11 protein-coding genes are annotated in these 14032 nt (G+C 48.9%); all 11 read right to left on the reverse strand.

Features of this window, described 5'->3' with window-relative positions; all coding sequences use genetic code 11:
- Positions 1–50: 50 nt before the first annotated feature.
- The 11 genes from ACGHCT_RS19630 to ACGHCT_RS19680 all read right to left on the reverse strand — a co-directional run bounded on the left by ACGHCT_RS19630 (position 51) and on the right by ACGHCT_RS19680 (position 14030).
- Complete coding sequence (locus ACGHCT_RS19630; protein WP_084068000.1) at positions 51–1370, reverse strand: hypothetical protein; 1320 nt, start codon at positions 1368–1370, stop codon at positions 51–53.
- A gap of 12 nt (positions 1371–1382) precedes the next feature.
- The gene (locus tag ACGHCT_RS19635) at positions 1383–2579 is read right to left on the reverse strand and encodes a response regulator (protein WP_390437286.1); all 1197 of its coding nucleotides are present in this window, start codon (positions 2577–2579) and stop codon (positions 1383–1385) included.
- A 2-nt stretch (positions 2580–2581) separates the two neighbouring features.
- On the reverse strand, positions 2582–4300 hold the full coding sequence (locus ACGHCT_RS19640; RefSeq protein ID WP_072853388.1) for a sensor histidine kinase: 1719 nt from the start codon (positions 4298–4300) through the stop codon (positions 2582–2584).
- A 53-nt stretch (positions 4301–4353) separates the two neighbouring features.
- Complete coding sequence (locus tag ACGHCT_RS19645) at positions 4354–5349, reverse strand: substrate-binding domain-containing protein (RefSeq protein WP_158641015.1); 996 nt, start codon at positions 5347–5349, stop codon at positions 4354–4356.
- Positions 5350–5406: 57 nt separating this feature from the next.
- Complete coding sequence (locus ACGHCT_RS19650) at positions 5407–6390, reverse strand: ABC transporter permease (protein ID WP_072853392.1); 984 nt, start codon at positions 6388–6390, stop codon at positions 5407–5409.
- Positions 6350–7864, reverse strand: coding sequence for a sugar ABC transporter ATP-binding protein (locus tag ACGHCT_RS19655; protein ID WP_390437287.1), 1515 nt, complete (start codon positions 7862–7864; stop codon positions 6350–6352). Before ACGHCT_RS19655 ends, ACGHCT_RS19650 begins: the two co-directional genes overlap by 41 nt.
- A 415-nt stretch (positions 7865–8279) precedes the next feature.
- On the reverse strand, positions 8280–9701 hold the full coding sequence (locus ACGHCT_RS19660; RefSeq protein ID WP_390437288.1) for an aldehyde dehydrogenase family protein: 1422 nt from the start codon (positions 9699–9701) through the stop codon (positions 8280–8282).
- Between the two features lie 11 nt (positions 9702–9712).
- Entirely contained in the window at positions 9713–10669 is a 957-nt protein-coding gene (locus ACGHCT_RS19665; protein WP_072853400.1) for a transketolase family protein, read from the reverse strand.
- A 1-nt stretch (position 10670) separates the two neighbouring features.
- Positions 10671–11528 carry a transketolase gene (locus ACGHCT_RS19670; RefSeq protein WP_390437289.1) on the reverse strand — a complete coding sequence of 286 codons (858 nt, stop codon included), beginning with the start codon at positions 11526–11528 and terminating at the stop codon, positions 10671–10673.
- Between the two features lie 30 nt (positions 11529–11558).
- Positions 11559–12569, reverse strand: coding sequence for a zinc-binding dehydrogenase (locus ACGHCT_RS19675; protein ID WP_072853404.1), 1011 nt, complete (start codon positions 12567–12569; stop codon positions 11559–11561).
- A gap of 84 nt (positions 12570–12653) precedes the next feature.
- Positions 12654–14030: a substrate-binding domain-containing protein gene (locus ACGHCT_RS19680; RefSeq protein ID WP_072853406.1), complete on the reverse strand. Its 1377-nt coding sequence runs from the start codon at positions 14028–14030 to the stop codon at positions 12654–12656.
- Between the last annotated feature and the right edge of the window lie 2 nt (positions 14031–14032).

Raw genomic sequence — 14032 nt, forward strand, 5'->3', positions numbered from 1 at the left:
CAGAGAGGAAGATAAAAAATACAACAAAATGTAAACAGAGAGGTTCCTCACTATCCGTAGACTCTGGCAATCTCCTCCCGCATAATTTCTACCCACCGAACGGCATTCTTCGGCTGATTTCCAAGTGTATTATTGTCTTTCATTATAAATTCACAGATCCCGCCTCTTGTCTCCTCCACCGCTCTTCTGCAGTCTCTTCTCACCACATCCTCATTCATAACAGGCATCGCAAGGGGGGTGGGCATAGGTTTTACAGAGGCAATATAGTCTTTTCCCAGATATTCCGGCACTTTTGACCAGTCTGCCCATGGGGAAACCGACACCCTTCTAAGGTTGGGCAGCTGCTTCACATAACTCCACCGGGGATCAAAAGGCTCACAGCACCCATAACAGGTAAGGGCAAACCTTTCCAGTATTTTTTTGTGTCTGGGCAGGATAAACTCCCCATACAATTCCGGGTTCATAGAAACCGTCTCCTGGCTGTCACAGAACCCCCACATGTCCTGTGTCGTCACCGTCTGCCCCTCTTCCACCCGGGGAATCTCATCTGTAAACCCGAATCCGCCGCTTCCCACATAGGTTCCCTCCGTATTCTGGGCTAATAAGCCGCCTTTTTCCAAATCATCCAGCATCTGCAGCTTCCCTTCACACAGAAGATCCAGCATACGTTCGGCCCATTCGGGCTCTGCTATAAAATCACACATGAAATCTTCCATCCCCCTAAGATTTACATAATCCCAGCAAAGTCCCAGGGTCCACCACCAGGTATTTTTTCTGCGGACTTTTAAAATACCATCAAAAATCTCATGCGCCAGATTCATCACCCGGTCGGATTCCGTCCAGTCGATGGTGTATCTTGGGTGATGCAGTTTTTGGAAGTCGCGCTCATACTCCTCAATCGCCTGCTTGACAATATAGCTGCCGCCATTTTCACCCCCGATTTTTTCCAGCGGAACTCCCCATCCGGAATCCCAATAGCTGTAGGGAACATCAAAATACGGTTCTATCACTTTGTCGTCCCTCATTTTTTCTGCCCAAAAAATCTGCTTTCTCAGCGCCATCTCCCAAACTCTTGCCAGGGGTTCCCGGCACTGCAGCGTAGAGGCCGGTATGCACTCATTCCATCCGTTTTCCGGATCGATAAACACAACCGGCCGATCCGTTTTCAGATCATTGTGCAGCCTCCACAGCTCTTTCTTCTCCTTCATATCCGGCCGTTCAGAGATTTCTGCCACCTGACCGGCCAGCCTCCTTAGAATTTCTTTTTCATCCTCTGTAAATAAAAAGGTAGTACCCATTGCCTTTAGTTCCGGATAACCGGCTGCTGTCTGCTCTGTAGCCGGATCTCTTTTATGTTCTAATAATCCCATTAACGTCCTCTCCTATCTTTCTCTGCTCTGCCTGTAGTCCGTGGGAGACACATCCAGTATCTTTTTAAATGCCGCGCAGAAATAATGCTGAGACTTGTACCCCACCTTCTCTGCCACCTCATATATCCGCAAATCTGTCTGCCCCAGCAGCACAAGCGCCCTCTGCATACGTATCTTAGTCAGATAATCTATCAGCGTTGTCCCCATCTCTGCCCGGAATAAACGGCTGAGATATGCCGGGCTTACACCGCACCATTCTGCAGTCTGCTGGGCGGAGACATCCGAATCACTGAAGTTTTCCTCAAGAAACTTCCTGGCCTGCAATACAAGACCTGACAAATGCTTCCTGTCCTCTTCTTCCCAGCCCTGATAAATCAGAAACATAGATTCAGGGCCTCCGGCTCTGGCCACCCTGGTCTGCAGCTGCGTTTTCATACAGTCATTCACCACAGCCTTAAGCTCTGCATCTGCTGCATACATCTGGTTTTCATCCTTCATATCCAGAAATAGAAACAATCGATCAAAGGCATCGAAAAAGGTATACACAGTCCCATAGTATCCCAGCACCTCCTCCGAGATATTCCGCAGTACAAACTGCCAGAGCTGCCTGTCCCAATCTTTTTGGATAAATAAGTCATCCGTGCCGGACGGAGTTATTCTCCACAGACACAAATCTCCGGAAAAACTGATTTCATGGAAGGAAAGGGCCTCCTTGATTTCCTCTGCATCCAGGGCACCCATCAGAATCTGGTTGAGCACTCGTTCCCGTAAAAGGGGAAGATGCTCCTTCAGCATTTTCTCCGCCTGCCTCATGTGCACATTTTTATTTCTGCGCTCTGTTATTACAGCCTTTGCCCTGTCTATAATATCTTTCAGCTGTTCTTCATTTACCGGTTTCAGAATATAGTCAAAAACCCCCATCCGCACTGCCTGCCTGGCATATTCAAATTCATCATATCCTGTAATAATGATACAGATGGTATCCGGATGCTCCTCATATATTTTTTGAATCAGATCCAGCCCATTCAAAAGCGGCATACAGATATCAATGAGACAGATATCCGGCTGTTTGGCACATACTTCCTGAATGGCACATTCCCCGTTAGGCGCAGAACCGCATATTTCCATTCCCATCTCTTCCCATGGCAGCGACTCTGCAAGTCCCCGCCTGATCTTTGGTTCGTCATCTGCTATTAAAACTTTCAGCATACTCAGTCCTCCTGTATTACCGGGTGGCATATTAGTGCAGTTGTCCCTCCGTTTGGTTCACTTTCCAGATATAATCCATAGGGTTTTCCATAATTCAGTACAATCCTCTGATGTACATTCACCACTCCGTATGCACCGTTTGACTCCGGTTTAAAATGCTCCAGCAGGCCCCGAACCTGCTCCAGCTTTTCCTCTGCCATTCCTAACCCATTGTCCTCAACCGCCATAAAAATCTGGTCTTGTTCCCGCCATACATGAATAGTAATCTTTCCCGCCGCCCCGCTCTCTTTAATGCCATGGTAAATGGAATTTTCCACTAAAGGCTGCAGGATCAGTTTCTGTACTTTCAGCTCTTCACAGTTTTTAGCCACATGAATCTCATAGGAGATCATCTCCTCATACCGCACCTTTTGTATCTGCAGATAGCTTGTCACATGCTGTATTTCCTGTGCCACTGTTATGATTTCCCTGCCCTTTGACAGCGAGATGCGGAATAAGGTGGATAACGCATCTATAGTTTCCACAATATCTGCAGCGTGGTATGACTTTGCCATCCAATGAATCGTATCCAGCGTATTGTATAGAAAGTGAGGCTTAATATTAGCCTGCAAAGCTTCCATCTCTGCCTTGCGTTTTGCTTTCTGCTCTGTATATACTTGCTTTACATAGTTATTCAGCTGCTGAATCATGACATTAAAGCCATACCCCAGCTCCGTGATTTCCTCCGGTGCTCTCTCATCAAAATGGACGGTCAGATCGCCGTCCTCCGCCTTTTTCATCAATGCCCTGAGCGTTTGGATTGGTCTGACAATAGACCCTCCCACCTGAATGGACACCACAGCCATTATCAGGGTAATCACAAACAGCATTACCGCCAGGAGACTTTTCAGTGTATTAATCTGTCCCAAATATTCTGTCATAGGAACAACTCCGATAATCTGCCAGTGGTTTCTCTGGTTATACACCTCTACCTGGATATTATCTTTCTTAAATTGAGGAATAATGCCTACCACAGGGGAGTAGACCGTTTTTCCCTCTTTGTTAAGGATATAAACGTAAGACCCATTGCGGCTTAAGATATTGGACATAGATCTCTCCAGCACCTGACTGTACATCTCTACGCTTACCGCTCCTATATATTCTCCCCTGCTGTTAAACATGCCCCGGCACACGATTAGCATCTCAGAGTTCCTGGGTTCCATCTCCTGGTAAATCTGTTCATTGGCCCTGAAATTAAGCACATGGGCTGTTTTCTGTTCCCGGCTGCACAGCTGGTACCATGGCTGCGCTTCCGCCTCTGCATAAATCAGCTCCTCCTGATCCGTAGAGTACTGAAAACCGTTCTCATAGGAGATAACCACACGGGCCACCTGCTCCACACTTGTGCGGTAATAATTAAGCAGCCGGTACATTTTTTCTTTTCTTTCAGAATCACCGTTATAACTGCCTATGTCCTGAATTTCTCCGATTTCCTGTATCTGTCTGTCTCTGGAAATAAAGTAGGCCAGGCTGTCATAAGACTTAAACTGCTGATCGATATTATAGTTGATCAGATCCAGCGAATCCTTCGCATTATTCGCTGCCAGGTCCATGATGCTCTTTTTATACGCTGCCTGCATGGTCAGAGACAAGATGACAATAGGAACCAGAATGATCCCGACAAAATACACCATAAGCCGGGTACTGATACTGTTTTTTCTCACTTTTTTTCCTATTATCATCTGTCTGCCTCTCCTGCAAAGGTCTGCCGGATTCTGCAGACCTTTTTTCTTTTCTATCTATAGTTATCTACACTGTCTGCACGCACGCCTTCATAGGGAATATAGTAATTATTCTCCAGGGTTTCTCCGCCTGCGGCTTTAATCGCTACATCCACACATTCACTGCCCTGCTTCTCTGCATTCTGGAAGACCGTACCTGACATGGTTCCCTTTTCCACCGCATCCAAGGCCTCTCCCTGAGCATCAATGCCATATACCTTAATCTTGCCTGTCATCCCTTTTTCCTCAATTGCCATCACGGCGCCCAGTGCCATAGCATCGTTCTGGGCTACCACGGCATCAATCTCTTTTCCGGAGGAAAGCCAGTTTTCCATGAGAGACATTCCGTCTTCTCTGGACCAGTTGGCGGTTTGTTCCGCAACAATCTCGATGTCCGTTCCCTCAATTGTCTTCTTCAGACCGTCATAACGGCCAATCTGTGCATCATGCCCCATCTGGCCAAACATAACAACTATATTTCCCTTTCCCTGCAGATCCTCTACTACCATTTCTGCCTGGATCTCTCCGGATTCTACGGCGTCAGAGCCTACATAAGTGCTGGCCTGATCCTGGTTTGAGGTGGTGGAAATCAAAGTGATAATAGGGATCCCTGCCTCCTTTGCCGCCGTTACAGCAGGTGCACAGCCATCCGCTGATATGGGGTTCATAACAATCACGTCTACCTTCTGGGCAATAAAGTTTTCTACCTGTCCCACCTGTTTTTCTGCATTCATCTGGCCATCAGCCACCTGGATATTGACACCTGCCTCTTCTGCCCTTTTCTTAAATGCGTCGCTCAGCCGAACAATATATTCGTCCGACAGTCCCTGGAACGTTACCCCTATGGTAATCTCTTCTTTCCCGGAGTCATCTGCGCTCTCCTCAGACGCTTTTTCTTCTGTTCCCGTTTTTTCTTCCTCTTTGCTCTCTTTTGCCGTATCACCGCAGCCCGCAAGACCTGCTGCCAGCATTGTGAGTACTAACATCTTTGCCATCCATTTTCTTCTCATTTTCATACCTCCATTTTATATGATTATTTCCCTTTGTGGAATACAAAGTTCTTTCCATTATTTTTTACTGCTTTTTGTCTGCACATCCAGCAGCACTGCCAGAACAATAATGATACCTTTGATGATCTGCTGATAATATGCCGATACATTCATCAAGTCCAGCCCATTGCTTATCATTGCCATGAGCAGCGAGCCAATCACTGCGCCATATATGGTTCCCACACCTCCTGAAGTACTGACACCCCCGATGACAGCCCCGGCAATGGCATCCAGTTCATATCCTTCCCCCATCGTCGGAGTTCCGGACTGGATTCTCCCCGCCAGCATAATTCCTCCAAGACCAGCCAGTGCCCCGGCAGCGGTATAGACGATAAGCTTCACACGCTGCACCCGGATTCCCGACACATGGGCTGACTGTTCATTCCCTCCTACCGCATAAACATGACGGCCGAATTTGGTCTTATTCAGAATAAAGGCAGTTACTATAACAACCGCGACCATAATAATAACCAGCATAGGAATTCCCAGTACTTTTCCGCTGCCCATAAAGATATAGGCGGCTGACAGACCAAAAACGGGAGTGGCATTTGTCACAAGGAGTGCCATCCCTCTGGCTGCCTGCTGCATTCCCAAAGTGGCAATAAAAGCAGGGACACGCCCTTTGGATACAATCAGCCCGTTTATAAAGCCGCATAACATGCCAACCAGGATTGCTGTTAAAAATGCTGCCGGCATATTCGTTTTATCTGCCAGGCCGAACATGGCCGAAGTCACCCCGGCCAAAGCCATGATAGAACCCGATGAAAGATCCATCCCTCCGGTTATGAGGCACAGTGTCTGGCCAATGGCTATTACAGCCACAGTAGATGCCTGCTTTAAAATATTCAGCAGATTGGACGGGGTAAAAAACGCCTGGTTTGCAATGGACAGCACCAGGAAGATAACCAGAAAAATAATATAAATCCCGTATCTGGAAATAATCGTTTTTATATTCTTTTTCTCACTTAGCATCTTCAATATTTTCCCCCAATCCTGTTGCATATTTCATAATTGCCTCCTGTGTCATTTCATTTTTTTTCAATACTCCTGTGATACGGCCCTCATGCATAACCAGTGTCCGGTCACAGATTCCCAGGATTTCCGGAAGCTCTGAGGAAATCATCAGGATCGCCTTCCCGCCCGCCGCCAGCTCTCTCATAATACTGTAAATCTCGTATTTTGCCCCCACATCAATTCCCCTGGTAGGTTCGTCCATTATGAGAATTTGCGGATTCGACATGAGCCATCTGGCAATAATCACCTTCTGCTGATTCCCACCCGAAAGATTCCTGATTCCCTGATTTCTGGAAGGGGTCTTAATATTGAGCTGCCGGATTCTCTGATCCACCCCCTCATTTTCTTTCCTGCTGTTAATCACCTGCCCCCACCGGCAGAATTGCTTCAGAGTGAGGATACTCATATCCTTTTTCACTGTAGTTTTCAGATTCAGCCCCGACTGCGCCCGGTCTTCAGTGACAAAGGCCAGTCCGGCACGAATTGCATACCGGGGACTTTTTATAGAGAGCCTGGAGCTCCCTATATAGATTTCTCCGCTGTCCGCCCGCCGCAGTCCGAAGATCGTCTCTACCAGTTCACTTCTTCCCGCTCCCATAAGCCCTGCAATTCCCAGAATCTCGCCTCTTCTGAGCGAAAAGTCCACGCCGTTAAACAGAGAACCGCTGCTCAGAGCTTTGACTCTTAAAACCTCCTCCCCCAGCTCATGGGGAATCTTTGGGGGGTATACATCCTCTATACTCCTCCCTACCATCTTTGCAATAAGCTCATTGGCTGTCAGATAGGACGCTTCATAAGTACCCACAGTTTTTCCGTCCCGCATTACCGTGATCCGGTCTGCAATGCGGAATATCTCGTCCATTTTATGGGATATGTAAACAATCCCTATGCCCCGGGAACGGAATTCCCCAATCACCCGGAAAAGGGCATCCACTTCTTTATCAGAGATAGCCGAAGTGGGTTCGTCCATAATTATAACTTTGGCTTTCATAGAAACAGCTTTTGCAATCTCTACCATCTGCCGTTTTGCCACAGACAGTTCCCTCATTTTTAGATTGGGATCAAGTTCCAGCCCCAGCTGCTGCAGTGCATTCTGTGCTTCGCGCTTCATAGCCTTCTTATCATACAGAATCCCCCTGCCTATCTCTCTTCCCAGAAATATATTCTCCGATACCGTCATATCCAGCACCGTATTCAACTCCTGGTGTATCATAGCAATGCCGTTTCTCATGGCATCCATAGGGGACTGAATCACAGTCTTAGCTCCATACAGCCGCATCTCCCCTTCGTCAGGGTGATATATCCCGTCCACAATCTTCATAAGCGTGGATTTACCGGCTCCGTTTTCCCCCATAATGACATGCACCTCTCCGGATCTCACCTTCAATTCCACCTTATCAAGCGCCAAAACACCCGGAAATCTTTTCGTAATGTTTCTAAGCTCCAAAAGATACTTTCCCATCAATTCACCTCCTACCATAAAGTATAGAGAATTCAGGAAAAAAGTATTTATTATAATATGACAAGGTTGTCCACTATTTTGACCTTATACCGTAGAGAGACAGAATTTCTCCCGGTAAAGAACATTTATAGAATGAATATCGCCGCTGATCTGCAGCTAAAGATAAGGCCGCTGGAAATAAGCATCAAACAGCCGGCCATAGGAAATGTTATTCAAAATATGTTAAGAAAAGCCTCCAAAAAACGCCTGTAAACTGACATACATGCAGTTTCTGTGAGTTTATTTTCGCCTAATATGCTGATTAATTATGGTAAGGGACAAGTTTTCCCTCTTCCAATAACCAGGTGACATAACTGCAGCGCCGGGGGCCACCTCTGGCCCCCGGCGCTGCAGTTATGTCACCGTCCCCCTCTCTTTAATGCTGAACCGTAACCCATTTCAATTCCGTATATTCCTCCGCTGAAAATGAGCTGTTCTCCCGCCCTACACCGCTCATCTTCACGCCTCCGAAGGGCGCACGGGTGGAGCCTACCACTGTAGATTCATTAATATGCACCATCCCCGCTTCTATCTCCTCAGAAAGGGAGAGGGCCAGCGTGATATCATTGGTCAGAATGGAACTGGACAGGCCATACTCATTATCATTGCACAGTTCCACCCCATGCCGGGCATCTTCTGCGCAGATTACACATACCACCGGTCCGAAACATTCTTCATAGAAAATATCCATCTCTTGGGTGACATCCTTTAAAAGCGTTGGTTCGTAAAAAGCGCCCCTGTGCTTTCCCCCGGCAAGAAGCTTTGCCCCTTTGCTCACCGCATCTTCTATCAGACGGTCTAAAACCTGGCACTGTTTTTCGTGAATCAGGGGACCAACGATTGTCTTCGGATCGTGGGGATCTCCCATGACGATCTTGCCCGTTTTCTCCGCCATCACCTCACAGAACTTTTCATAGACAGGTTCCTCGGCAATGATTCTGCTGGTGGCCATACAGATCTGTCCCTGGTGGAAATATCCACCGAATACAGCAATATCCGCCGCTTTATCCACATCAAAATCCTTTAGTATCAACATAGGGTTCTTCCCTCCCAGTTCCAGGGAGTACCGTTTCAGAGAGGAGGCAGCCTGCACGGCAATCCTCTGTCCCACCTGGCTGGAACCTGTAAGGGCAACCATCCGCACCCTCCTGTCTGCGGTCAGGGCGTCGCCCACCACCCTCCCGGACCCCGGAAGGACGCTGAGCACGCCTTTGGGAAGTCCGGCCTTTTCAAAGCACCTGGCAATCACAAGGCCGGATAAGGGCGTGCAGGACGACGGTTTCAGAATAAAAGTATTCCCCATTGCAATGGCGAAAGCCACCTTATTGATTGCCAGAAATAAAGGATAATTAAACGGGGCGATTCCCACCACCACTCCCAGCGGATTTCTTGTGTAGTAAGAAAGGTGATTGGGGTATTCTCCCTGGATTACCCCTCCCGATATACGGCAGCATTCCCCGGCAGCGGTCCGGATTAGTCCGGTGCAGCTGGCAATCTCTGCAGTAATCTTTGTGAGGGAGGATCCGCTCTCGTCAATCAGCCACGGTATATACTTTTCTGCGTCTTCCTCCAGGCAGTCGGCAGCTTTTAAGAGAATGGCTTCTCTTTCCTTGGCCAGGGAGTGTCCCCAGCTTTTCCGGGCTTCATAGGCGCCCCGAAGGGCCTCCTCCACCTCTTTTTCCCCCGCTGCCCTCACCCGGCAGAACACTTCTCCCGTTGCAGGATTAACGTTATCAATCCATGCTTCTTTTTCAGGGCGGACCCACTCCCCATTTACAAACAGGTCAAATTCTCTCATTCTCTTTCCCCCTATTTTATCATGTCACGCAAGGCTGCGATAGTTCCCTCCAGGCCGAATCCGTATTTGTCATAAAGCTCCGGTCCGTCTCCAAATCCCGGGAATACCTGGGGGATACCCATACGGGTAAACCTGCAGTCCAGATTCTTATCTGCAATTACCTCTGCCACAGCGCTTCCCAGGCCGCCAATGGTGTAATGGTCTTCCAGTGTCAGGATCGCACCGGTGTCACGGGCCGCTCTCACAATGGCTTCCTCATCAATGGGCTTCAGGGTATGCATGTCCAGTACTCTCACGGAGATCCCTTCTTTTTCCAGTGAATTGGCCGCGTCAACAGCCTGAGCCACCATAACCCCGCAGGCTATGATGACCGCATCCTTTCCGGGCCTTGTCTCGATAGCCTTCCCAACCTGATAGGTTACCTCTCCGGGCTGGTACACCACAGGTTCGCCTTTTCCTCTGGCAAGACGTATATACACCGGGCCGGGATGGTTCTCGGTAGCCAGCAGCACATCCCTCACAATCCCCGGATCCCCCGGAACGATGAGGGTCATATTGGCCATAGATCGCACAATTCCCAAATCCTCCATGGCATTATGGGTGGATCCCCCGGTGGAGGTAAGCCCCCCGTTGGTCGCTATGATGCGCACCGGGAGATTCTGGTAGCAGATATCTGTCCGGAGCTGTTCGCAGGCGCGCATAGAGGCGAAGGTGGACATTGTGGTGGCATAGGGGATATTTCCCTCAAGGGCAAGTCCCGCCGCCATGCCAAGCATCGTCTGTTCTGCTATGCCTGCATTGATAAATCTCTCCGGGAATGCCTTTTTGCATCCTTTTACACTGCAGGTACGCATCAAGTCTGCTGTCAGCACATAGATTTTCTGATTTCTCTCACCCATTTCCTGAAGAGTATCTCCGCAGATTGTCCTGGATGCCGCGAATTGGCCAAAATTAAACGTTACACCCATATTACTCACCCCTTTCCTTATCCCAGGCTGCCCGTATCTCTGCAAGCGCCTTATTCATATCCTCCTCACTGACAGAGCCCGCATGCCAGTCAGGATTATTTTCCATAAAGGAAACGCCTTTTCCTTTTACCGTCCGGCAGATAACCACTGTGGGGGTATCCGACTCGGGAGAAGGCAGCTGATCCAGAGCATCCACCAGCAGAGCCATATCGTGCCCGTCGACCTCCACTACATTCCAGCCAAATGCCTTCCACTTATCCCCGTAGGGTTCCATCTTCATCATGTCTTCCGTGAAATCATCCAGCTGAAGACAGTTCCGGTCTACAAATGCAACCAGGTTTCCCAGCTTATACTGATGGGCATTCAGCGCCGCTTCCCAGGTAGTTCCCTCCTGGGATTCCCCGTCGCCCAGGAGAACAAATACTCTGTGCTTTTCCTGGTTTACCTTTGCGGAAAAGGCCATGCCGCATCCAATGGGCAGTCCGTGCCCCAGTGACCCGGAAGAGGTTTCCACTCCGGGCAGATTGACCTTGCAGGGATGCATTCCGTATGCACTGTTCAGCTGTCCGTAGGTCTTCAGAATCTCGTCAAAATCAAAAAATCCTTTCAGCGCCATGGCGATGTACATTCCTACCGCACCGTGTCCTTTACTGAGGATAAAGCGGTCCCGGCCCGGCATCCTGATATCTTTTGGGTCTACATGCAGCCCATAGTGGTACAGGGCAATCATGATATCTGTCATAGACAAATCTCCGCCTATGTGAACGCTGCCCTCAAAAGTTCCGCACAGTGTGAGCAGATTCACCCGCATCTGATACGCTTTTTCTTTTAAACTCATTACAACTTGTGTGTCGGCCATATATATTCCTCCTTTCTGGAATTTGCCTGTTTAACATTCTAGTAAAATCTTAGGATATCTGGACTCCTGAAATAACGCAAAGGCATCCAGCGCCTGTGCCAGAGGAATTACCTTTCCGATAATTTTCTCCGTCTGTACCCTGGGAATGAGGTTAATTGCCCGGGGGAACAGATAATGGCTTGTAAATACTGTCTGAATACTGGCCTCCTTCATATACAGTTTATAGAGATTCAGAGGCATTTCATACGCAGGCGGAAACACTGCAAAATATGTTACTTTGCCGCAGTGAGCCACAAGGTCAAGGCATACATTGGCCGCCTTTGGCGAGCCCGACACTTCAAATACGTGATCAAACCCATTTCCCTCAGTAATCTCCATGCTTCTCTTCTCCAAATCATCATGAAAGGGATCCAGCGCATACTCCGCACCCATGTCCAGCGCCAGCCGGCGCTTCTCAGGCACGGGATCAATGGCTGTTATCCTGGCGCCCCCTGCCAGAAGCACCATATTCAGCAGTATGGAGCCTATACCGCCGATCCCGGACACCGCCACGGTCTGTCCATGTTTGATTCCCGCCAGATCCATGGCGCGTATGGTGCACACGGAAGGCTCCACCAGGGAATACTTCTTTAAATCCGCATCCGCGGGTATCTTATATACTGCGCTGATGTCTGTGACAATATATTCACTGAATGCCGCTACCGGCGCTGCCTGAAGACAGTACTGGGGCAGCCCCTTTTTGCACATGGGGCACTTTCCGCACACTGCCACCGGCGCCACCACTACCTTGTCCCCGATCCGGTAACCGTAATCCCCGGTTCCTTCTCCCAGCTCAGTTATCACACCCGATGCCTCATGCCCCAGGGGAATCCCCGGCTGAGCGCCCAGAACCCCCATGGTCACCATATGCACATCTGTGGCACAAAGAGCGGCATAGGCTGTCTTTATCTTAACCATTCCGGGACGTACCTCTGGGATATTCACCTCCCGGACCTCAATCTTATCCTTTGCTGCAAAATACACTGATTTCATTTTTTCCATACGCTTCACCCGAAGTCCCTTTTGTCTTTAGGCAGGAGATAAACTACCTCCTGCCTAAGAATTCATTCCCTATATTTCACCGCACTATTTGCTCTGTGCCTCTTCTCTGATCTGATCAATGGTTTTCCACTCAAAAGGAAGCACCTTGCAGTACTGCAGATCCGGATCCTCATACTCTTTCCAGTTTTCCTTTGTGATAGCTCCGTTTGGAAGATCTGATGCGGCCGGAAGGTTGCTTGCGTCGTATCCTTCCTCAAACATCATATGAATCAGATCCACTGCAGCGGAACCGTTTAAGTTCGGGCTGTTGTATCCGGTTACCAGCATCTCTCCGCTCTCCAGATACGGGAACATTTCTTTTCCGCCGTCTGCGGCGCAGGCTACATAGATATCTTTTCCGGGTGTGAGACCTGCATTTTTGATTGCCTTAATTGCCCCGGCGCCCATGGGGTCACAGGCTGCCATAATTAAATTTATGTCAGAGTTTCCGGCGATAATATCTTCTGCCGCTGCAAGTCCGCCCTCATTGGTCCAGTCACCCTGACCCTGGGCAACAATTTCAAAATCCCATTTGTCACTGCTGAATTTTCCTTTATCTCTCAGCTCGCTGAACAGATCATTTGCCTCCAGGTATGCGTCTTCCTGGCAGGCGTAAGGATTGCCCTGCTGTTCTGCGCGTTTGTACAGAATTCCTGCGATCATGCCGTTGATGCGGCTCTCATCAATGGTGTGTCCCATCATACCCAAAATCGCTGCTGCCTTAATATGCTGATCCTTGAAGAACTCACCCATATAGAGTCCGGATTCCCAGCCGCCGAAGTAGTTGTTGGCAAGGATAGAAGTAACCACCGGCACGTCCTCTGCAAAGTCTACACCGGCACCGATAACCGGAATTCCTGCTTCCACCGCTCTTTTTACATCTGCTGCCGCTGCTGTAACGTCCATAGGATTCAGGATAATCGCATCATATCCGGCTGTAATCATGGATTCCACATCCGCGCTCTGCTTGGAAATATTGCCGTCCGCGCACAGCATAACCAGCTCATACCCATAATCCTCAGCCGCCTTTGTTGCACTGTCAATCATCTCTGTAAAGAAAGAGCTTCCCATCTGGCCCATAGATAAGCCAATGGTAAGATTTCCTTTTTGCTCCTTAGGCAGTGCCTTGTCAATATCCTTTCTGTCCTTCATAGCAGGAGATACCAGCCCGCTCAGGGCATTTCTCTCAGTAAGCTTGTAGATCTCGTGTAAGTCACCTGTATCGGCAGTGTCCTCCGCCTTGGTGTCACTGGCTGCCGTGGTATCGGATTCTTCTGCTTCTGTCTCCTTCGTTTCTGCTGCCGGTTCTTCTTTCACCTCATCAGAGCTAGCCTTGGTGTCCCCGCAGCCTGCCAGGGAACCTGCTACCATCCCCACTGTCAGTGCCATTGCCAATAGTTTTCTTACTTTCTTTTTCTGCATAA

The organism is Lactonifactor longoviformis, from assembly GCF_042848515.1.
GTDB lineage: Bacteria > Bacillota > Clostridia > Lachnospirales > Lachnospiraceae > Lactonifactor > Lactonifactor longoviformis.